The 21121-nt window shown below is 73.3% G+C and carries 20 protein-coding genes; 16 read left to right on the top strand and 4 right to left on the bottom strand.

Annotated elements, in window-relative coordinates; genetic code table 11:
* Positions 1–26: 26 nt before the first annotated feature.
* A complete protein-coding gene (gene ileS, locus AB0I29_RS22755; RefSeq protein ID WP_357486039.1) occupies positions 27–3335 on the bottom strand; it encodes an isoleucine--tRNA ligase in 3309 nt (1102 codons plus the stop codon).
* A gap of 327 nt (positions 3336–3662) precedes the next feature.
* Between ileS and AB0I29_RS22750 the strand changes: the two genes are divergently transcribed.
* The 3 genes from AB0I29_RS22750 to AB0I29_RS22740 all read left to right on the top strand — a co-directional run bounded on the left by AB0I29_RS22750 (position 3663) and on the right by AB0I29_RS22740 (position 6269).
* On the top strand, positions 3663–4277 hold the full coding sequence (locus tag AB0I29_RS22750) for a SigE family RNA polymerase sigma factor (RefSeq protein WP_285105163.1): 615 nt from the start codon (positions 3663–3665) through the stop codon (positions 4275–4277).
* On the top strand, positions 4274–5068 hold the full coding sequence (locus AB0I29_RS22745; RefSeq protein WP_285105164.1) for a hypothetical protein: 795 nt from the start codon (positions 4274–4276) through the stop codon (positions 5066–5068). The genes AB0I29_RS22750 and AB0I29_RS22745 overlap by 4 nt, the downstream gene beginning before the upstream one ends.
* Positions 5069–5207: 139 nt before the next feature.
* Entirely contained in the window at positions 5208–6269 is a 1062-nt protein-coding gene (locus AB0I29_RS22740; RefSeq protein ID WP_357486036.1) for a type IV toxin-antitoxin system AbiEi family antitoxin domain-containing protein, read from the top strand.
* On the opposite strand, the gene AB0I29_RS22735 is transcribed toward AB0I29_RS22740, so the two are convergent.
* Positions 6266–7675: an MFS transporter gene (locus tag AB0I29_RS22735; RefSeq protein ID WP_357486034.1), complete on the bottom strand. Its 1410-nt coding sequence runs from the start codon at positions 7673–7675 to the stop codon at positions 6266–6268. The two genes, AB0I29_RS22740 and AB0I29_RS22735, sit on opposite strands and share 4 nt — an antisense overlap.
* A gap of 225 nt (positions 7676–7900) precedes the next feature.
* Here AB0I29_RS22735 and AB0I29_RS22730 point away from each other — a divergent pair, with 225 nt between their 5' ends.
* Entirely contained in the window at positions 7901–8548 is a 648-nt protein-coding gene (locus AB0I29_RS22730) for an NAD(P)H-dependent oxidoreductase (RefSeq protein ID WP_357486032.1), read from the top strand.
* 82 nt (positions 8549–8630) lie between these two features.
* Positions 8631–9083: a MarR family winged helix-turn-helix transcriptional regulator gene (locus AB0I29_RS22725; RefSeq protein ID WP_285105170.1), complete on the top strand. Its 453-nt coding sequence runs from the start codon at positions 8631–8633 to the stop codon at positions 9081–9083.
* A gap of 3 nt (positions 9084–9086) precedes the next feature.
* On the opposite strand, the gene AB0I29_RS22720 is transcribed toward AB0I29_RS22725, so the two are convergent.
* Both AB0I29_RS22720 and AB0I29_RS22715 read right to left on the bottom strand, forming a co-directional pair.
* Complete coding sequence (locus AB0I29_RS22720; protein WP_285105172.1) at positions 9087–10688, bottom strand: molybdopterin-dependent oxidoreductase; 1602 nt, start codon at positions 10686–10688, stop codon at positions 9087–9089.
* A gap of 104 nt (positions 10689–10792) precedes the next feature.
* Positions 10793–11596: an SDR family oxidoreductase gene (locus tag AB0I29_RS22715; RefSeq protein WP_357486029.1), complete on the bottom strand. Its 804-nt coding sequence runs from the start codon at positions 11594–11596 to the stop codon at positions 10793–10795.
* A gap of 294 nt (positions 11597–11890) precedes the next feature.
* Here AB0I29_RS22715 and AB0I29_RS22710 point away from each other — a divergent pair, with 294 nt between their 5' ends.
* The 11 genes from AB0I29_RS22710 to AB0I29_RS22660 all read left to right on the top strand — a co-directional run bounded on the left by AB0I29_RS22710 (position 11891) and on the right by AB0I29_RS22660 (position 21103).
* Complete coding sequence (locus tag AB0I29_RS22710; RefSeq protein WP_357486027.1) at positions 11891–12928, top strand: putative F420-0 ABC transporter substrate-binding protein; 1038 nt, start codon at positions 11891–11893, stop codon at positions 12926–12928.
* Between the two features lie 56 nt (positions 12929–12984).
* Positions 12985–14016 (top strand): putative F420-0 ABC transporter permease subunit, encoded by a 1032-nt coding sequence (locus tag AB0I29_RS22705; protein ID WP_357486052.1) that lies wholly within the window; start codon positions 12985–12987, stop codon positions 14014–14016.
* Between the two features lie 80 nt (positions 14017–14096).
* Entirely contained in the window at positions 14097–14882 is a 786-nt protein-coding gene (locus AB0I29_RS22700) for an ATP-binding cassette domain-containing protein (RefSeq protein ID WP_357486050.1), read from the top strand.
* A gap of 58 nt (positions 14883–14940) precedes the next feature.
* Complete coding sequence (locus AB0I29_RS22695) at positions 14941–15336, top strand: nitroreductase family deazaflavin-dependent oxidoreductase (RefSeq protein ID WP_285105177.1); 396 nt, start codon at positions 14941–14943, stop codon at positions 15334–15336.
* 91 nt (positions 15337–15427) lie between these two features.
* On the top strand, positions 15428–15910 hold the full coding sequence (locus tag AB0I29_RS22690) for a GNAT family N-acetyltransferase (protein ID WP_285105179.1): 483 nt from the start codon (positions 15428–15430) through the stop codon (positions 15908–15910).
* A 19-nt stretch (positions 15911–15929) separates the two neighbouring features.
* Entirely contained in the window at positions 15930–16418 is a 489-nt protein-coding gene (locus tag AB0I29_RS22685) for a GNAT family N-acetyltransferase (protein WP_285105181.1), read from the top strand.
* A gap of 96 nt (positions 16419–16514) precedes the next feature.
* A complete protein-coding gene (locus AB0I29_RS22680) occupies positions 16515–17525 on the top strand; it encodes a GNAT family N-acetyltransferase (protein ID WP_357486024.1) in 1011 nt (336 codons plus the stop codon).
* Positions 17525–18046, top strand: a complete 522-nt coding sequence (locus AB0I29_RS22675) for an alpha/beta fold hydrolase (RefSeq protein WP_285105185.1) — start codon at positions 17525–17527, stop codon at positions 18044–18046. Before AB0I29_RS22680 ends, AB0I29_RS22675 begins: the two co-directional genes overlap by 1 nt.
* A gap of 117 nt (positions 18047–18163) precedes the next feature.
* Positions 18164–19768 (top strand): hypothetical protein, encoded by a 1605-nt coding sequence (locus tag AB0I29_RS22670; protein WP_357486022.1) that lies wholly within the window; start codon positions 18164–18166, stop codon positions 19766–19768.
* A 109-nt stretch (positions 19769–19877) separates the two neighbouring features.
* Positions 19878–20519, top strand: a complete 642-nt coding sequence (locus tag AB0I29_RS22665) for an ATP-dependent Clp protease proteolytic subunit (RefSeq protein WP_357486020.1) — start codon at positions 19878–19880, stop codon at positions 20517–20519.
* Positions 20516–21103 (top strand): ATP-dependent Clp protease proteolytic subunit, encoded by a 588-nt coding sequence (locus tag AB0I29_RS22660; protein WP_285105191.1) that lies wholly within the window; start codon positions 20516–20518, stop codon positions 21101–21103. Before AB0I29_RS22665 ends, AB0I29_RS22660 begins: the two co-directional genes overlap by 4 nt.
* Positions 21104–21121: the final 18 nt, after the last annotated feature.

Here is a 21121-nt window from a genome sequence, read left to right as displayed (position 1 = left end):
CCGCGGGCGGCGTCAGACGAGCGGGATCAGGCCTTGGCGACCGCCACCGCGCGCTCCGGCCCGGCGCTCACGGTGAGCGACTCCGCCAGCGTCTCGCGGGAGACCAGGTCGCGGTGCGCCTCGACGGCGGCGACCCACTCGGCGGGGACCGTGAGGCCCAGCGTGATGCGGTCGGCGACCTGCAGGCCCGCGGCCTTGCGCGCGTCCTGCACGTCCCGCACCACGTCGCGGGCGTAACCCTCCGCCAGCAGCGCGTCGTCGAGCTCGAGGTCGAGCACCACGAACCCGCCGCCGACAAGCACGCTCGCCGCCGTGGTGGGCTCGGCTGCGTCGGCCCCGGCGGTGTCGCCGGCGACGACGGTCGTCAGCTCGTACTCGCTCTCGAGCAGCTCGACGTCGCCGTCCGCCGTCGCGACCACCACGGCGCCCGAACCGGACACGGACCAGGCCCCGGACTTCGCCGCCTTGATCACGGCCTGCACGCCCCGGCCCAGGCGCGGCCCGGCCGCGCGCGCGTTGACCGCGAGCCGCTCGGTGACGCCGAACGACGCCGCGACCTCGGGCGAGAACGCGACGAGGCGCACCTCCTTGACGTTCAGCTCCGTCTCCAGCAGCCCGGTGAACGGCGCGACGCCGTCCGGGTCCGCGACGGCGACGACGAGCGACCGCAGCGGCTGCCGCACGCGCAGCTTGTTCGCCTTGCGCAGCGCCAGCGTCTGCGACACCACGGCCCGCGCGGACTCGACGGCGGCGACGAGCGCGTCGTCGGCCACCAGGACCTCGCCCTCGCGCGAGCCGGGCGCCAGCGACGGCCAGTCCGTCAGGTGCACGGAACGCTCGCCGGTCAGGCCGCGCCAGACCTCCTCCGTGAGCAGCGGCGCGAGCGGCGCCATGACCCGGCACAGCACCTCGAGCGCCGTCGACAGGGTGTCGAACGCGTCGGCGTCCTCGGCCCAGAACCGGTCGCGCTGCGTGCGCACGTACCAGTTGGTCAGCGCGTCCAGGTACTGGCGCACCGAGTCGCAGGCACCCGCGATGTCGTACGCGTCGAGCTGCTCGGTCACGTCGGCGAGCAGGCCACGTGTGCGCGCGAGCAGGTAGCGGTCCATGACGGGCAGGCCGGCCACGCGCTCCGGCGTCAGCGGCTGGGCGGAGTAGCCCGCGCCGCCCCGCGCGGCGTTGGCGTACAGCGTGAAGAAGTAGTACGTGCTCCACAGCGGCAGCAGCACCTGGCGGACGGCGTCGCGGATGCCGTCCTCCGTGACGATGAGGTTGCCGCCGCGCAGGATCGGCGAGGCCATGAGGAACCAACGCATCGCGTCGGAGCCGTCGCGGTCGAAGACCTCGTTGACGTCCGGGTAGTTCTTCAGCGACTTGCTCATCTTGCGGCCGTCGGAGCCCAGCACGATGCCGTGCGAGACCGCCGTCTTGAACGCGGGCCGGTCGAACAGCGCCGTGGACAGCACGTGCATCATGTAGAACCAGCCGCGTGTCTGGCCGATGTACTCCACGATGAAGTCGCCAGGGAAGTGGTGCTCGAACCAGTCCGCGTTCTCGAACGGGTAGTGCACCTGGCCGTACGGCATGGAGCCGGAGTCGAACCAGACGTCCAGCACGTCCTCGACGCGGCGCATCGTGGACTGCCCCGTCGGGTCGTCCGGGTTGGGCCGGGTCAGGTCGTCGACGAACGGCCGGTGCAGGTTCGGCTGGCCGTCCTGGTCCAGCGGCAGCCGCCCGAAGTCCTTCTCCAGGTCCTCGAACGACCCGTAGACGTCGATCCGCGGGTACGCCGGGTTGTCCGACTTCCAGACCGGCACGGGCGAGCCCCAGAACCGGTTGCGCGTGATCGACCAGTCGCGGGCGTTCTCCAGCCACTTGCCGAACTGGCCGTCCTTGATGTGGTCGGGCACCCAGGTGATCTCCTGGTTCAGCTCGCCCATGCGGTCCTTGAACTTCGTCACCTCGACGAACCACGAGGACACGCCCATGTAGATCAGCGGGTTGCGGCAGCGCCAGCAGTGCGGGTAGGAGTGCGCGTACTGCTCGCGGCGCAGCAGCACGGTGCCCGGCGTCGTCCGCCCGGCCTCGTCGTCGCCCGCGCCACGCGTGCGCGCCTTGAGGTGGTCGATGATCGGGGCGTTCGCCGCGAAGACCTGCAGGCCCGCGTACTCCTCGACCGGGTAGATGAACGCGCCGTCGGCACCGACGGGGATCACCGGCTCCACGCCCTCGCGGTCGCTGACCTGCTTGTCCTCCTCACCGAACGCGCCGGCGTTGTGCACCAGGCCGGTGCCGTCGGTCGTGGTGACGAAGTCGGCCTCGACCACGCGGTGCGCACCCGGGTGGCCCTCGAAGTAGGCGAACGGCGGCGCGTAGGCCGCGCCCAGCAGGTCGCTCCCCTTGAGGCGCCCGACGACGGTCGGCTCCTCGGCACCTTCGTCCGTGAGCTCCCGGGCGTACGCCGCCACGCGCGCGTCGGCCAGCACGTACCGCTGCGGCGTACCGGTGAACGACGACTCGACGATCGCGTAGTCGACGTCCGGCCCCACCATGACCAGCAGGTTGGACGGCAGGGTCCACGGCGTCGTGGTCCAGATGAGCAGGTGGTCGTCCACGCGCAGCGCGTCCGCGGCGGACGGCACCTCGGTCACGCGGAAGCCGACCGTGACGGCCGGGTCCTGCCGCTGCTGATAGACGTCGTCGTCCATGCGCAGCTCGTGGTTGCTCAGCGGCGTCTGGTCGTTCCAGCAGTAGGGCAGCACGCGGAAGCCCTCGTAGATCAGGCCCTTGTCGAACAGCGACTTGAAGGCCCAGATGACGCTCTCCATGAACGTCGGGTTCAGGGTCTTGTAGTCGTTCTCGAAGTCCACCCAGCGCGCCTGGCGCGTCACGTACGTGCGCCACTCGTCGGTGTACTTGAGCACGCTGGAGCGGCAGGCCTCGTTGAACTTGTCGATGCCCAGCTCGACGATCTCTTCCTTGGTCTTGATACCGAGCTGGCTCATGGCCTCCAGCTCCGCCGGCAGACCGTGCGTGTCCCAGCCGAAGCGGCGCTCGACGCGCTGCCCGCGCATCGTGCGGTAGCGCGGCACGACGTCCTTCGCGTAGCCGGTCAGCAGGTGGCCGTAGTGCGGCAGGCCGTTGGCGAACGGCGGGCCGTCGTAGAAGACGAACTCGTTGCTGCCGTTCTCGCCGGCCGGGCGGGCGTCGACCGACGCGCGGAAGGTGTCGTCCTGCTCCCAGTACGCGAGGATGTCGCGCTCGAGGTCCGGCAGGCTCGGTGATGCGGGGACGGCGCCCTCGGCGTCGCTGGGACGGTGCAGCGGATAGGCCATGATTCTTCTGGCTCCTGGCGGGTACTCGGTTCGGCAGCAGGTGGACTTCTGTGGTGCTCTGCTGCGAGGACGCCGCACCTGGGTGCGCCGCGGTACCACCCCGCTTGCCGTCCGCTGGCGCGGCCGGCCGCTCGTTGACGGCTGTGACGGGCCTACCCGTCCGGTTCTACTGGGGTTCCCCGCTGCCTGACGGCGGTGGGTGACCTGTTCTTCCGGAGGCTCACCGGTGATGGCCGGGTCGATGCCTGTGGGGCAATCGTACCGAACCCCGGCAACCGGAAAGATCCCGCGTGCAACCTGATCGGACCCGGGACACGTCCAGGGGGCATGAGCACAATCAGCGAAGCGACCGGTCCGCCGGTCCGCACGTCCCGGCCGGCCGAGCCGGTGGCGAGCCCGGACGCCACGTCCGGATTCTCGGTGGTCCGCACCGGCGCGTCCGCCGAGGAGCAGTTCCGGCTCTTCGCCGTCGAGCACACCGCGGCGCTGCACCGCATCGCCTACCTGCTGTGCGGTGACGACCACCGCGCGCACGACCTCACCCAGATCGCCTTGGAGCGCACCTACCGCCGCTGGTCCCGGATCGACGGCAACCCGTTCGCCTACGCCCGGAAGGTGCTGGCCACCGCCCGCATCGACGGGTGGCGGCGCACCCGCCGCGAGGTGCTCCAGCCGCCGGAGAACGTGGCCGTCGCGCAGGAGGCCCGGCAGGACGCCGTCGGCGACGGCGGCGCCCAGGTCGCGGAGCGGGAGCGCCTCGTGCGGGCGCTCCGGCAGCTCGGGCCGGGCCAGCGGCGGGTCGTGGTGCTCCGGCACCTGCTCGACCGGTCGGAGGCCGACGTCGCCGAGGAGCTCGGCGTCAGCGTCGGCAACGTGAAGTCCCAGGGCGCACGCGGCCTCGCCCGCCTGCGCGCACTGCTCTCGGAAGGACAGGACGCATGACCAGCAACGACCACACCCCCGAGCCGGCCGACGACGGCTGGCTGGCGCACGTGCGCGAGGTGAGCGGCGGTGTCACGCCGCCGACCCCGGGGAACCCGCACGACATGGCCCGCGTCGCCGTGCGCCGCACGCGCACCCGCCGGGCGGTCCTCGTGACCGGTGGCGGGGTGACGGCGGTGGCGGCCTTCGCGGGCGCCGCGTTCGCCCTCGGCGGCCCGACGACGGCCGGCGTGCTGCTGCCGGGCGCGGCGCCGTCGGCGTCGGCGTCGGCGGACCCGTCGTCCAGCGTCTCGGAGGAGGAGGTCCGGGACGCGGCGAAGGACGCGCTGGGGTCGGCGGCGGACGTGCCGGCCGATTGGCACACGCACGAGCTGGCGGGCCTGACCTACGCCCTGCCGCCCGAGATCGTGACCAGCGGCCCGGTCGTGGACGAGCCCGGCGTGACCTCGGACATGTGGCACAGCAGCGTGGACCCCGACGCCCCGCCGTTCCTCCGGATGGCCTACTACGACGAGGGCTCCTCGACCCCGGCGTGGCCGGGCATCGCCGACCGGACCGGCGGCGAGCCGTTCGACCTGCCGGGGGCAGAGCGCGCCGAGGCGTTCGACGTAGCCGCCGAGGTCTATGGCCTGCCCGCCGGCACCGAGGTCCCCGACGATCAGAAGGGCCCGACGATGCTGGTCCTCGAGCCGGCCACCGGCGAGGGCGCCTACGTCATCACGCTGAACCTCCCCCACGAGACGGCCGAGGCTTTCGTCGGGTCATTCCTCCCGACCCTGTCGCTCGACTGACCCCACCCTCAACCACCCGGTGTTGACCACAGCAGTTGCTGCCAGAGGGAGGGCAAATCTGGCAGCAACTGCTGTGGTCAACACCGGAGCTTGTGGATAGCAACAGTGAGCAATCGGCATCATCAGGTGTAATCGTGGGGTGCCCTCCAAGGAAGCCGTCCCGACGCAGCTTCTCGAGCTCGCGCGGCGGCAGGGCGGGCTCGTGTCCGCCGAGCAGTGCGAGGCCGCCGGCGTCGGGCCGTCGCGGCGACGGAATCTCGTCGCCGGGGGCGCTTGGCGCCGGGTGGCCCGCGGCGTCTTCGACACCGGCACCGTGCTGGCTGACCTGCACCCTTACGACATCGCCCGGTTACGCGCGGTCTGGTCGACGCTCCTGGCCAACCGGCGAGCGATCGCCGTCGGCGCCTGCGCCCTCATGCTGCACGGGGTCCAGGGGCTGCCCCGACACCTCGTCCCCGAGTCGGCGCTGCCGCGCGGCGCGGCAGGCAGGGCACGCGACGGGACCACCCTGCGGCAGTACGTGACCCGGGCCGAGACGGTCCGGATCCACGGTCGCGAGGTGGTCGAGCCGGAGCTCGCCTTGGTCCAGGCACTGCCTACCCTGAGCAGGGACGACGCCGTGGCGAGCCTCGACAGCGCCCTGCACCGGGGCCTGATCGAGCCGACGCAGCTGGTGACGATCCGCCGTCGGCTCCGACGCCGACGGAACTCGCTCAAGGTGATCCCCTGGCTCGCCCTCGCGGACGGCCGCGCCGAGTCACCGCCCGAGAGCCACGCCCGCCTGCGGCTGCACGACGCCGGGATCGCGCCCGACGACCTGCAACGGGACCTCTTCGACGCCGCGGGCCGGTTTCTCGGCAGGGCCGACATGGTCTGGTACCTGGGCGGCGGTCGCTGGCTGATCGTGGAGATCGACTCGCAGGAGTTCCACGGCACGGACCGGCAGGTGGAGCATGACGTGGTGCGCCAGAACGGGCTGCTCGGCGAGGGCCGGAACATCATCCTGCGCTTCTTCCCGACCCACCTGACCACGGGCGACATCGTCGACCGGGTCGCCGAGATCCTGACCCGCGAGACGTGGCGCCCCCACGGCCCCCTCCCGCCCCCGTTGACCACAGCGGTTCCTGCCAGCCGGTCGCCGTTCCTGGCAGCAACTGCTGTGGTCGACGACTTGGCAGGAACTGCTGTGGTCAACGGCTAGATGGCGCGCGGCGTGGCGGGATCGGCGTCAACTGCGGTGGCGGGCGGCGCCTCGCGGTAGCGGCGGCTCAGGAGGCGGTAGTACTTGCTCGACAGCGCGTAGCCCGTCAGGGCGAGGCCGAGCACCGCGACGAGCACGAACACGAGCGCGATCCCCCGGGCGTCGCCCGTGCCGAACCAGTCGCCGATCCAGCGGGCACCCGTGCCACCGTCGCGCATGAACGGGATGAAGAAGAACTGGGTGAGCGGGCTGATCAGGAACGCCGTGAGCGGCGAGGCGGCCTGCTCCACCGACTGCGCGAACCCGAACACCCGGCCCTGCCGCTCGTACGGCACGACCTTCTGCAGCACCGTCTGCTCGGAGGCCTCGACGTACGGCATGGCCATCATGTAGACCGCCAGCCCGGCCACGAGCCAGACCACCGAGGCCTGCATCGGGAAGACGACGGTGACGGCCCACAGGCCCAGGTTGACCAGCAGGATGGTGCGCACCGGGTTGGACCCGAGGCCCGTGCGGGCGATGAGCAGGCCGGCCACGATCATCAGGGCGCTCAGCGCACCCCAGACCAGGCCCCACGCCTGCACGGACATCATCGACAGCCCGTACGCGTCCATGAGCGCCATGAACGCACCGCCCAGCAGGTTGTTCAGCGCGGTGAACGCGATCAGCGCCCACATCCCGGGGATGCGGCCGACCACCCGCATCGTGCCCCGCAGGTCGACCCTCCGGGGCTCGCCCTCCGCCGCGGCGTGCGACAGCGACTCGGGAACCTTGACGAAGTGCAGGTGCACGAGTGCGACCACGAGCACGCCGAGGGCGAGGACCAGGCACGTCCGCATGCCGTCGAGCGCCACGAGCAGGCCGCTGATCACCGACGTGACGAGGAACGAGATGCCCAGGACCGTGCCGACCAGACCGTTCGCGCGGTCCCGGAGGCTGTCGTCGAAGAGGGCCGTGACCACCGTCGGGAGCGCGATGGAGCGCAGGTTGCCCGCGATCACCCCGCACATGAGGAGCACGATCAGCACCCAGAGGCGGACACTGCCCGGGTCGGTCCACTCCTCGGCCGGCGTGAGCAGGTACATGGCCAGGCAGACCGCGTAGAACGCGAACGACACCAGGGCCGAGGCCTGCATCACCAGCTTCTTGCGGTGGTGGTCCACCAGACTGCCGAACCACACGCCGGTGCCGACCATCGCGACGAGGAACAGGCCGGCGATGACGCCCGTCGCGAAGACCGACCGGGTCTCCAGGAACACGAAGAACGTGACGGCGAACCACACCGTGTAGTTGATGACGCCCACGAGCAGCACGTTCACCAGCAGCTGGGCGAAGGTTCGCACGGTCGGGTCGGCCAGCCGAAGGCGCGGGGCGACGTCGGCGGCGGACTGCGGTTCGTGACTCATGGGACAACTCCAGTACCTCAACGAAGGTTGAGGTCAAGACCAGCGCTCGCACCTCATCGTTCTCCTGGTCGACGGCGCGGGCCACCGGAAGTCATCGGCGACCGCACCCGAGGCGCCACGGAGTGATCCAGATCACATGTTCTTCGGAAATACTATGTGGTTCACGAATGATTGATCCTGGAGGCCGCATCGGCCGGACACGACCCCTCCAGGAGGAACCCGACCATGGCAACACTGCTGCACATCGACGCAAGCATCCAGGGCGACAACTCGGTCAGCAGGCAGCTCACCGCACGGGCCGCGAGCGCCTGGCACGCCGCGCACCCGGACGGCACGGTGACCTACCGCGACCTCGGCGCCCACCCGGTGCCGCACTTCGACGCCGCCGCCAACGTCAGCCGCGGCCTGCCGGCCGACCAGCACACCCCCGAGCAGGCCGAGTCGTGGGCCCGCATCTCGGAGCTCGTGGGCGAGGTCGCCGCCGCCGACACGGTGCTGCTCGGCCTGCCGATCTACAACTACGGGGCGCCGAGCACGGTGAAGTCCTGGGTGGACCACCTCATGGCGCCCGGGCTGTCCATCGACCCCGAGACCGGGAAGGGCCTGCTCGGCGGGCGCGACTTCGTCGTGGTGGTCTCCCGTGGCGGCGGGTACGGCGAGGGCGCCCCGCGGCAGGGCTGGGACCACGCGACGGCGTGGCTGCCGCACGGTGTGGCGATGGTGGGGCTGGAGCCGCGCTTCATCACCACCGAGCTGACGCTCGCGGGGACCAACCCCGCGATGGCCGGGCTGGTGCCGCTGGCCGAGGAGAGCCGCCGGCAGGCCGAGGCCGCCATCGACGACCTGTGGGCGCCCGCGGTCGCCACCGCCTGAGCGCCCGCTCACGGCGTAATTCCCCACGTCGCGACCCCGTGCTCCCGTAGAGTTGCGGGGTCGCGACGACGAAGGAGATGCCGTGGAGGAGCCGCCGGTACTGGCGCAGTCGGTACGCCGATCGGGCGCGCTCATCGACTACCTGGCCCGCCACCTGCGCCGGCGCAGCGAGTCCGCGCTCGCGCCCCTCGGCCTGCGCACCCGCCACCTCGTGGCCCTGACGGTGCTCCGCGACCGGGCCGAGATCACGCAGCAGGACCTGGCCGCCGCGCTCGTGCTGGACAGCACGAACATCGTGGGGCTGCTCAACGAGCTGGAGGGCAAGCACCTGGTCGAGCGGCGGCGTTCGCCGCAGGACCGGCGCCGGCACGTGGTCTCCCTGACCGACGACGGCGTGACGCTGCTCTGCCAGGCGGAGGCCGCGCTCGCGGCCGTCGAGGACGAGGTCTTCGAGACCCTCCGGCCGGAGCAGCGCGACCAGCTCCACGGGCTGCTCGTGGCGGCGACGTCGTCGGCGTCGGCGCCGTTCTGCTGACGGTCAGCCCACCGACACCGTCACCGTGTGCCAGCCCGTCGCGCCGTCGGGGGCGGGCGGCGCCTCGGCCTCCGTCTGGACCAGGCCGTCGGCGTCCGTGGCGCGCACCGCCAGCGTGTGGTTGCCCGCGGCCAGGTCGATCGACGCGTGCCACTGGCGCCACGTGTCGGGACCCACCGTCTCGGCGAGCTCGGCGGTGACCCAGTCGCCGTCGTCGGCCCGGACCTCCACCTTGCCGATGCCCGTGTGCTGCGCCCAGGCGACGCCGGCCACGGTCACCGCGCCGGCGGGCGCGGAACCGCGCGGCACGTCGATGCGCGACTCGATCTTGATCGGTCCCAGCGCGGACCAGCCGCGCGGCGTCCAGTAGCCCTGGTCGGCGTCGAAGGTGGTGACCTCCAGCGACGTGACCCACTTGGTGGCCGACACGTACCCGTACAGGCCGGGCACCACGAGCCGCGCGGGGAAGCCGTGCTCCACGGGCAGCGGCTCGCCGTTCATGCCGATCGCGAGCAGGCTGTCGCGGTCGGGGTCCTGCAGCACCTCCAGCGGCGTGCCGGCGGTGAAGCCGTCGGTGCTCCGGGAGAGCACCATGTCGGCGCCCGCCCGCGGCTTGGCGCGCTCCAGCAGCGCGCGGATCGGGTAGCCGAGCCAGAGCGCGTTGCCGATGAGGTCGCCGCCCACGGTGTTGCTCACGCAGGCCAGCGTCACGTGGTGCTCCTCCAGCGGGAGCGCGAGGAGCTCGTCCCAGGTGATCGTGAACGGCTCCTCCACCAGGCCGTGGACCTCCAGCGACCAGTCCTCGGGGTTGACCTGCGGCACGATCAGCGCCGTGTCGATGCGGTAGAAGTCCGGGTTCGGCGTGACGTACGGGGTGAGGCCGTCGAGCTTCAGGTCAGCCCCTGCGGGCACCGGGGGCGCCGTCGTGCGGGCCGTGGGCAGGCGCAGCTTGTCGCGGACGGCGCTCACCGCCGTCGAACCCGCCGAGAGCACGCGCGAACCCACCAGCGCCAGCGCGGCCACGCCCACGGTGATGCCGGAGACGGTCAGGAAGCCGCGGCGGTCCACCCCGCCGTCCGGCGCAGCGCTGCCCGAGCCCCCGCTGCCCGACGCCGCGCGCCGGGACGGCACCGGTCGCAGCCGCGCCACGGCCGCGCGCAGCAGGAGCACCGCCGCACCGAGCCCGACGATGCTGGGCAGCGCCCACAGCGGCGTCGCGTCCGGGCGCAGCACCGCGACCATGGCCCCGACCACGCCGACGGCGCCCATCAGCAGCGCGCCGAACGGCGGCCGGCGCAGCTCCAGCCAGCCCGCGAGCGCCGCGCCCACGGCGAGGACCACGCCCATCGTCCCGAGCAGGACCGCCTTGTCGTTGGTGCCGAACCACTGCACGGCGAAGTCCTTGAGCCATCCGGGCACCGCGTCGACCACGGCGGCGCCGCCCGCGAAGAGCGTGCTCGCGCCGGGTGCGACGACGGCGGCGACGAGCTCAGCGACGGCGAGCCCCGCACCCCCGGCGAGCACGCCCGCCAGCGCGGCCCAGCCCGTGTCTCCCGGGCTGCGGTCGGCCTGCGCGGCGGCCGGGCTCTCGGTTGCCTGAGTCATGAGCTCAGCCTGGCACGGGTTCCTGTGGGGACCGAGCCCTGACGCGGATCATGACGATCCCGTAAGGACTTGCCCGCGCCGGCCAGGGGACGCGGCGGCGGCGTTCAGATCCCGGTGTTGCGCACGATCTTCGAGTTGTGCGCCTGCGCCCGGGGCCGCACCGTGACCAGGTCGATGTTGACGTGGTCGGGGCGGGACAGGGTCCAGGCGATCGTGTCGGCGATGTCGTCGGCCACCAGCGGCGTGTAGCCCTCGTAGACGGCGGCGGCCTTCGCGGCGTCGCCGCCGAACCGGACCAGCGAGAACTCCTCGGTCGCCACGGCGCCGGGGGCCACCTCGATGACGCGCACCGGCTCGCCCGCGATCTCCCAGCGCAGCGTCTGGGACAGCATGTGCTCGGCGTGCTTGGCGCCCGTGTACCCGGCGCCGCCCTCGTAGGCGCCCTGGGCGGCGGTCGAGGTCACGTTCACGACGTCGGCCACGCCCTTCGCGGCGCCCGCCTCGCGCAGGAGGGGCAGCACCGCCTTGGTCACGCGCAGCGTGCCCAGCACGTTGATCTCGTACATCTGCCGCCAGCCGTCGATGTCGGCGGCCTCCACGCGGTCCAGCCCGAGCGCGCCGCCCGCGTTGTTCACGACGGCGTCGAGCCCGCCGGTCGCGGCGAGGTGCTCCGCGAGCGCGGCGACGGCGGCGGCGTCGGTCAGGTCGACGGCGTAGACCTCGCAGCCGGTCTCCGCCGCGAGCGCCTCGAGGCGGTCCGCGCGCCGGGCCGCGGCCACGACGTCCCACCCGTCGGCGCGCAGCCGGCGGGCGGTCGCGGCCCCGATGCCCGACGACGCACCGGTCACCAGGGCACGTCGGGTCGGCTTGGTCTCGGAACCGGTCTGCGGGGCAGTGCTGTCGCTCATGGCCGCACCCTAACGTCGGCGGCCGCTCGCCGTCGGCCGGGTCCGTGTCCGTCCGCGGTGCGGACGCCGTCGGGCCAGGTGGGGCGCCCGACGGCGGTTCGACGCCGAGAGCGAAAGCGCCCGGAACGCGCAGATCGGCCGGTGTAATGTGGCGGCCGGGTCGCGGGCCACGCTTTGGCCCGCCGATGCGGCTCTCGTCGTGAGCCGCTTCCCCGCCCGGACGCGAGATGGCGCGTCGCTGCTCACCCATGGCTTCCTGGCCGTGGGCTGTTCGTCGACCCTTGGAGCCATCGCGTGAACCCCCGCCCTGCCCGTGCGCCTCGTGCGTCCCGCCCGTCCGCACGGACCGTCGCCCTGCCCGCCCTCGCCGCCGCCGCGGCGGCCCTCGCCCTCGCCGCCTGCTCGACCACCACGTCCGGCGCGGCGGACGCCGAGGGCGCGTCCCCGGCGTCGGCCGGGTTTCCGGTCACGCTCGACAACTGCGGGTTCGAGACCGAGGTCACCGCGCCGCCCGAGCGGGTGGTGACCATCAAGTCGTCGACCACGGAGATGCTGCTGGCGCTCGGCCTCGGCGACCGGATCGTCGGCTCGGCGTTCCTCGACGGGCCGGTGCCGGACTCGCTGGAGACCGTCCCCGCCGTGGACGAGCCGTTCGCCGACGAGGCCCCCGGCTCCGAGGCCACCCTGGAGCTGGAACCCGACCTGGTCTACGCCGGCTGGGAGTCCAACCTGACGGCGGAGACCGCGGGCGACCGCGAGACCCTCGCCAGGCTCGGCGTCGCCACGTACGTCTCCCCCGCCGCCTGCAAGGAGGACGGGTACATGCCGGACCCGCTCACGTTCGACACGGTGTTCGCGGAGATCGAGGAGGTCGGCTCCCTGTTCGACGCCGGCGACGCCGCGGCCGCGCTCGTCGAGGAGCAGCGGGCGGCGCTGGACGCGATCGAGCCCGACGGCCGCGGCCTGACGGCGCTGTGGTGGTCCTCGGGCGACGACACCCCGTACGTCGGCGCGGGCATCGGCGCACCCCAGATGATCATGGAGGCCGCCGGACTGACCAACGTCGCGGCCGACGTCCACGACACGTGGACGTCGCTCGGCTGGGAGAACGTGGTCGAGGCCGACCCCGACGTGATCGTGCTGGTCGACGCCGCGTGGAACCCGGCGGACGCCAAGATCGAGGCGCTGGAGTCGAACCCCGCCACCCGCGAGATGTCGGCGGTCAAGGAGGAGCGGTACGTCGTGCTGCCCTTCCCGGCGACCGAGGCCGGCGTGCGGAACGTCGACGCCGTCGCCTCGGTGGTGGACCAGCTGGCGGATCTCGACCGGTGAGCGGTTCCGTGCCGGGCGTGACCGGCCGGTCGAGCGCGCCGAGCGCCCGGCCGGGCGTGCCGGGCGTCTCCTCGCGGTCCGCAGGCTGGCTGGCGCTGCCCGTCGCGGCGCTCGTCCTCGTGCTGAGCATCGGCGTGGCGGTGACGATCGGGCCGGCGGACCTGGCCCTGTCCGAGGTGGGCCGGTCGCTCGCCACGCATCTCGGGCTCGGCGGGCCGCTCGGGCTGGAGCCGCTCTCCGCGCTGCGCGACGGCATGGTGTGGCAGCTGCGGATGCCCCGCATCCTCACCGCGGCGGCCGTCGGCGCGGGCCTGGCGGTCTGCGGCGCGGTGATGCAGTCGCTCACGCGCAACCCCCTTGCCGACCCGTACCTGCTCGGGCTCTCCTCGGGCGCGTCCCTGGGCGCCGTCCTGGTGCTGCTCGCGGGCGTCCCGCTGCTGCTCCCGGTCGCGGCGTTCGCCGGGGCGGTCGGCGCGCTCGCCCTGGCGCTCACGCTGGCCGGTGCGCTCGGCACGATCACACCGACACGCACGGTGCTGGCGGGGCTGGCGATCAGCCAGCTCTGCGCGGCGGCCGTGTCGTTCGTGATCTTCTGGTCGGCCAAGGGCGACGCGTTCCGCGAGGTGCTGTCGTGGCTGATGGGCTCGGTCGCGTCCGCGACCTGGACGTCGGTGGCGATCGCCGGCGGCGCCGTCCTGGTGCTCGGCACGCTGCTCGCGCTGACCGGGTCCGTGCTGGACGCGTTCACGTTCGGCGACACCGCGGCCGCCGCCCTGGGCGTGCCCGTGAACCGGGCCCGGTGGATCCTGCTGATCGGCGTGGCGCTGCTGACCGGGGCCCTCGTGTCGCAGAGCGGGTCCATCGGGTTCGTCGGGCTCGTCCTGCCGCACGCGGTGCGGCTGTTCACGGGCGCGCGGCACCGCCTGCTGCTGCCCCTGTCCGCGCTGGCCGGGGCGTCGTTCCTGGTCTGGGCCGACACGCTGGCCCGCACGGTGTTCGAGCCGCGCGAGCTGCCGGTCGGCATCGTCACCGCGGCGATCGGCGCCCCGGTCTTCGCGTTCCTCCTGTGGAAGGGAAACCAGCGGTGAGTGCCGGACAGCTGTGGGTCTCCAGCGCCTCCGACCACCACATACCCGACACCCGACGGTCGGGGCTTGCGGCCGAGCGGGTGTTCTGGGAGATCTCGTCGCGGGCGATCCTGGACGACGTCGGGGTGGTCGCCCCGGCGGGCGCCGTCACCGGGCTGCTCGGCCCGAACGGGTCCGGCAAGTCGACCCTGCTGCGGGTGCTGGCCGGGGTGCAGCAGGCGGGGCGGGCGCCGTCGTCCGCGACCCGGGACGAGGCCGGACCGGCCACCACGTTCGACGGCGCCGACCTGGCCGCGCTGCCCCGGCGCGAGCGCGCCCGCGTGCTCGCCCTCGTGGAGCAGGACGCGACGACCGACCTGCCGCTGACCGTGCTGGACGCCGTGCTGCTGGGCCGCATCCCCCACCGCTCGCTGCTGGCGGGCGACTCCGACGCGGACCGTGCGGCCGCACGGTCGGCCCTCGACGCCGCGGGCGCCAAGGAGCTCGCGGACCGCGAGGTCGGCACGCTGTCGGGCGGCGAGCGCCAGCGGGTGCACATGGCCCGCGCCCTGGCGCAGCAGCCCCGCCTGCTGCTGCTCGACGAGCCGACCAACCATCTGGACATCTCCGCGCAGCTGCACGCCATGCGGGTGCTGCGCGACCTCGCGGCGGACGGCGTGACCGTCGTCGCCGCGCTGCACGACCTGAACCTCGCCGCCGCGACCTGCGACCACCTGGTGGTGCTCGACCACGGCCGCGTGGTCGCGGCGGGCCCCGTCGGCGAGGTGCTGGTCCCGGAGGTGCTGGAGCCGGTCTACGGCGTCCGCGTGGACGTGCTGCGCCACCCCCGGACGGGCCGGCCGGTGCTCTCCTTCGAGCGCGGCTGACGCATCGGGCGGCGTCCTGGGGCTGACGGATGCGCGGACCTGTTCCATGATGGGAGCCATGGCCGCACCAGAGTTCGTCGTCCAGGCAGGCAAGGTTCTCAACCCGTGGGTGCTCCGCGTCGCCGGACGCATCCCGCCGTGGGTGGTGCTGCACCACGTGGGCCGCCGGTCCGGGGTGGAGTACCGCACTCCCCTGGTCGCGTTCGCGGCCCGGCCCGAGGAGGAGGTCCTGGCGGTGCTGCCGCTGCCGTGGGGTTCGGGCACGGACTGGGCCCGCAACACGATGAGCGCGGGCAACGTGCGACTGACGCGCGGCGGGGCCGACTTCGTGGTCAAGGACGTGCGGCTCGTGCCCGCGTACGAGGCCGTCGGCTGGCTCGGGGCGGTGCCGTCGCGGCTCCTGTCGGCTGTCGGCATCGAGGAGTGCCTTGTGGGGACCCTGCACAAGGGCTGACGCCCAGGTCAGGCCCGGTTTCCGGTCGGGGAACGGCCGGGTGGTGACCGCGTGTCGTCGGGCACCCCGGCGCGGGAGTATGTTTCGCGTCGTGATCTTGCGCACAGCCACGCTGTCCGACGCCGCCGCGGTCGCCCAGGTGCACCACACCACCTGGGTCACGACCTACGGGGCGATCCTCCCGCCCGAGTTCTGGGCCACGGCCACGCTCGAGCGCCGCATCACGACGTGGGAGCGGTGGCTGTCGAACGGCGCGGCACCCGTGGTCGCCGATGCCGACGGCGAGGTGGTCGGCATCGCGATGGCCGGCGACGCCGTCGAGCAGGAGGACGTGCTGCCCGTGCGCGCCCGGCAGCTCTACCTGCTCTACGTCCTGGCGGCGTACCACGGGACCGGCGTCGGGCAGGCGCTGCTGGACGCCGTGGTGCCGCCCGGGACCCCCGCCCAGCTCTGGGTCGCGGAGGACAACCCGCGGGCGCGCCGCTTCTACGAGCGCAACGGCTTTGCCATGGAGGGTGCCCGGGTGGTCGACACGAGCACCGCTGACCTGGCCGAGGTCCGGATGGTCAGGTAGTCGGGTTACCGTTCCCCCCATGTCAGACTTCCACGTCCGCGCCTCGACCCCCGACGACGCCGTCGGCATCGCCGCCGTGCACTGGACCACCCGGCGCGCCATGTTCGAGGACCTCCTGCCGCCCGAGCACTGGAAGACCGAGACCCTCGGCACCCGCACCGAGGGCTGGATGCGGATCCTCGCCGCCGGCAACAAGGCCCTCGTCGCCGAGGTGGGCGACAAGATCGTCGGCTTCGCGATGAAGAACCCGTCCGGCCCGCACCTCGGGCAGCCGCCGGCCAAGCCGATCGAGCTGCACGAGCTGTACGTGGACCCGGCCTTCCACGGCACCAACGTGGGCCACGCGCTGCTGGAGAACATCCTCCCGCCCGGCACGTCGGCCCAGGTCTGGACGTTCGCCTCCAACCCGCGGGCGCGCAAGTTCCTGCAGCGGGCCGGCTTCCTGCCCGACGGCGTCACGGCGACGGACCCGGACACGGACCTGCTGGAGGTCCGGCTGGTCCGCTGACCCGCGGCGGCTGGTGTGGTCGGCAGCTCGTGGGGTGGTCGGCCCGGGCGGCGGAATGTGCTCGATCCGGGGCGGGCCGCGTGTCAGGATTCCCGGATGACCAGCGCCTACAGCGTCGAGCTGTTCGATGATCCGGCGACCGTCCTGGACGTCGCGGGCGACCTGCTGGCCGCCCAGCCCGTGGTCTGGAGCGTCGTCGCGTCGGTGACGCGTCAGGCCGCCCGGTCGTTCACCCCCGGCGGGCCGCCCCCGGAGCACCCGATGTGGTGGGCGGCCGTGCGGGAGCACGACGCCGTCGTCGGCGTGTCGATGCGCACCATGCCGCACCCGCCGCACACCGTCTGGGTGCCCGACCTGCCCGAGGATGCCGCGCGGCTGCTCGCCCGCGCCGCCCTGGACCGGACCGCCCGCGCCGGCGATGCCCCGCTGACCTCGGCGAACGGCCCCGTGACCGCCGTCCGCGCGTTCACCGACGAGGTGCGGCGGACCACGGGCGGCACCGTGCGCGCGGACCGGCCGGAGCGGCTGTGGGAGGCGTCGCGGATCGTCCGGCCCACCCCGCCGCCGTCGGGCCGCGCCCGGCTCGCCACGCTCGCCGACCTGGACGTGGTCACCGCGTGGTTCGACGTGTTCCACACGGAGGCCGACGCCCAGGCGGGTCGAGCGCCCGACGAGGACGCGGAGCCGCTGCGGATCGGCGGCGCCCGGGAGCGGATCGAGGAGGGCGCCGTCTGGCTCTGGGACGTCGGCGGCGAGGTGGTCCAGCTGACCGGCGCCCGGCCGCCGTCGTTCGGCGTGGTGCGGATCGGACCGGTCTACACCCCGCGCGAGCACCGGGGGCGCGGCTATGCCCGGGCGCTCGTGGCCGACGTCGCGCAGCGCGTGCTCGACGACGGCCACCGGGTCTGCCTCTACACCGACAAGGGCAACCCTGTGTCCAACCGCGTGTACGCGGCGATCGGCTTCGAGCCGGTGCTCGACCAGGTCAACCTCGTCGTGGACCCGGTCGTGCGGCCGGGCCGAGCGGTAGCGTCCGTGCCGGAGACCACGCCGGACACCACGCCGGAACGGACGCCGCCGTCCGTTCCCGCGACGAAGGAGAGCTGATGGGACGCAGGGCGATCATCTTCCACGGGACCAACGCCGACCCGGCGTGGATCTGGTACCCGTGGCTCGCGGACCGGCTGCGGCAGCGCGGGTACGACGTCGAGACGCCGCACCACCCCGGCACCAACGTCGAGCCGGTCGCGACGTTCCTGCCCACGGTGCTGGCCGCGCACACGTTCGACGAGGACACCGTGCTCGTGGGGCACTCCGGCGGGGCCGCCCTGCTCTTGGCGCTGCTGGAGCACCTCGACGTGACCGTGGCTCAGGCGGTGCTGGTGGGCGGCTACTCGACCAACCCGAACCCCGGCCCGGAGCCGGTGCTGCAGGAGTCCTACGACTGGGACGCGATCCGCGCGCACGCCCGGGACCTGGTGTTCCTCAACTCCGTGACCGACGAGTTCGGCTGCGACGCCGAGCAGGGCCGCGCGATGTTCGACAAGCTCGGCGGCACGCTCGTGGTGCGCGACGACGGCCACTTCACGGAGGACACGCTGGAGATCGTGGACCGGCTGATCCCCTGACCGGGACGTGTGAGAGCGTGGGCGCCGCCCGACCGACCGCCTGAACCAAGCGCCGACCCGAGCACTGGCCCGAACACTCACCGACCGCTCACCGACGAGGACGAGGTACCCGCGACGATGCGACCTGCCCGGCTCACTCCCGAGGCCCGTGACCTGACCGCGCGCTCCCTGGACTGGATGGAAGGGCAGTGGGACCCGGAGGCCGGGCTGCTCCGCGCGCCCGAGGAGCCGGGCGGCGCGGGCGGCGCGCCTGTGGGGCACATGGTGCGCGAGACCGGCTGGTACGCCGTAGGCCTGCTCGTGCGGAACCTGCCCGCCCGGCACGACGCGGAGGCCGATGCCGACCGCGCCCGGCACGCCCTGGGGCGCGTGCTGGACCACCAGCTCGACGCCCCGGGGATGCCGTTCCACGGCACGTGGCTCCGCAGCCCGCACGAGGCGCGCCCGACGGCGCAGTCCGTCGCGTGGCGCGACTACGACCCGAACTGGCGGGAGTTCATCGGCACGACCCTGGTGATCGTGGCCAACGAGTTCCCCGAGGCCCTGGCGGGTGACCTGGGCCCGCGGGTGGAGGCCGCGCTGCGGCGCGCCGTCGAGGGGTCGCTCGCGCGCGGCGTCGGCGCGCACTACACGAACATCGCGCTGCTGGCGGCGTTCCTGCTGCAGGACGCCGCCGTCCGGCTGGGCGAACCCGCCTGGGAGGCCCCGGCCCTGCGGCTCGCCGAGCAGGTACTGGCCCGGTTCCGGGTGGACGGGACGTTCGACGAGTACAACTCGCCCACGTACTACGGCATCGACCTGTATGCGCTGGCGCTGTGGCGCCGGTACGCGCACCAGCCCCTGCTTCGGACCGCGGGCGCCGAGATGGAGGCGGGCCTGTGGCAGGACACCGCGCGGCACTATCACGCGGGGCTGCGCAACCTCGCGGGCCCGTACGACCGCAGCTACGGCATGGACCTGCGGCACTACGCCTCCGGTGTCGGGCTGTGGATCTGGCTGGCGGTCGGCCGCGACCTGGCCCCCTTCCCGGAGACGGACCGGCCGTTCCGGCACGCGTGGGACCTCGCGCTCGGGCCCGTGGTCGCGGTCCTGGGTGCCGAGGTGCCCGACGACGCCCTGGCGCACCTGACCGGGTTCCGCGGCGAGCGGCAGGTGGACCAGGTGATCGCGCGCGACCCGTTCCGGGTCGCCACGTCGTGGGTCGGCGAGCGCCTGCTGGTGGGGGCCGAGGACGTCGCGGGCGAGCGCGGCGACCTGGCCGACCAGTTCCACCCGGCGACGGTGCACTGGCTGGTCGACGGCGGGAGCGGGGACGGCGCGGACGTGGGGGTGCACGACGGCGCCGACGTCGGCTGGATCCGGCTGGTCAGCGACCTGGCCGTCGACGCCCGGGCCGAGGGGCCGTCGCTGGCGCTGAGCTGCTCCCGGCACGACGGCGGCGACCTGGCGTTCGCGTTCCACGTCAGGGTGCCGGACGTCGACCCGGCCGCCGGACGCACGGGGCCCGAGGACGCCGCCGGCGACGTCCCTTTCGCCGATCTGACGACCGAGCGCTGGTCGCTGCCCGGCCTGGAGGTCTCGCTGGACACGGCCGCCGAGCTGGTCGCCGTCGAGCCCGACGCCACCGACGGCACCTGGTGGCTGCGCTACGTGGCTCGCGAGGTCCCCGCCGGCAGCCCGGTCCGGTTCGGGATCGACCTGCGCGTCGCCGGGCCTCGCTGACCGGACGGGGCCGCCTGGGCCGGGGCGCCGACAGCCTCGCTGCTCAGAGCAGTGCTGCTGACGGCAGATCCGCCTCCCCGGGCCCCTCCCCGGGAGGCACGGTGAGGTCATGACCGAATCACCGCAGCCCCCGCAGTTCGGCGAGCGCTCCCGGCGCGACCTGTTCGAGCGGCGTGTCCTGGTCCTGGACGGACCGCTCGACGACGACAACGGCACGCTCCTGATGACGCAGCTCATCACGCTGGCGACGGAGGATCCGTCGTCGGACATCGACCTCTGGATCCACTCGCCGGGCGGATCGGTGCCGGCGATGCTCGCCATCCGCGACATCATGCGCACCATCCCCAACGACGTCTCCACGCTCGTGCTGGGCATCGCCTACAGCGCGGGCCAGTTCCTGCTCTCGGCGGGTGCGCCCGGCAAGCGGCGCGCGCTGCCCAACGCCCGGGTGCTGATGCACCAGGGGTCCGCGGGGATCGCGGGTACCGCCGTCGACATCGAGCTGCAGGCCGACGACCTGCGGCACACCCGCGACACCGTGCTGCGGCTGATCTCGGAGGACACCGGGCAACCGGTCGAGCGGATCTTCGACGACTCGCTGCACGACCACTGGTACACGGCGCTGGAGGCCCGCGAGTTCGGGTTCATCGACACGATCGTGGGCGGCTTCGACGGCATCCGGCCGCGGGAGCGCGCACGGACGGGATTCGCCGCGACCGCAGGGACAAGCGCCGAGGGGGACGCCCGATGAGCACCTACACCATCCCGAACGTCATCGCGGCGCACCCGCGGGGCGAGCGGATCATGGACGTCTACTCGCAGCTCCTCAGCGAGCGGATCATCTACCTGGGCACGGCGATCGACGCCGGCGTGGCCAACGCGCTGATCGCCCAGCTCATCCACCTGGAGTCGAGCAGCCCGGACAGCGACATCCAGCTCTACATCAACTGCGAGGGCGGGGACCCGAGCGCCGGCATGGCCATCTACGACACCATGCGCTACATCCGCCCTCAGGTGTCGACGACCGTCGTGGGGCAGGCCGTCGCCGTCGGTGCCGTGCTGCTCGCGGCCGGGGCCGAGGGCAAGCGGGCCGCGCTGCCGCACGCCCGCGTCATCCTGCACCAGCCCGCGGCGCAGGGCCGCGGGGCGATCCCGGACCTGATCCTCCAGGCCGACGAGGTGGTCCGGATCCGTGCCGACATGGAGGAGGCGCTCTCCCGGCACACCGGGCGGGGCGTCGACACGCTGCGCGCCGACACCGACCGGGACCGCATCTTCACGGCCGGCGCCGCGCTGGAGTACGGGCTGCTGGACCACGTGATCGAGCAGCGCTGACCTCGCCGCGGTCCGGGC

This window comes from Promicromonospora sp. NPDC050262, assembly GCF_040655935.1.
In the GTDB taxonomy this organism is placed as follows: Bacteria; Actinomycetota; Actinomycetes; order Actinomycetales; family Cellulomonadaceae; genus Promicromonospora.
This window is presented reverse-complemented; position numbering and strand designations above follow the sequence as displayed.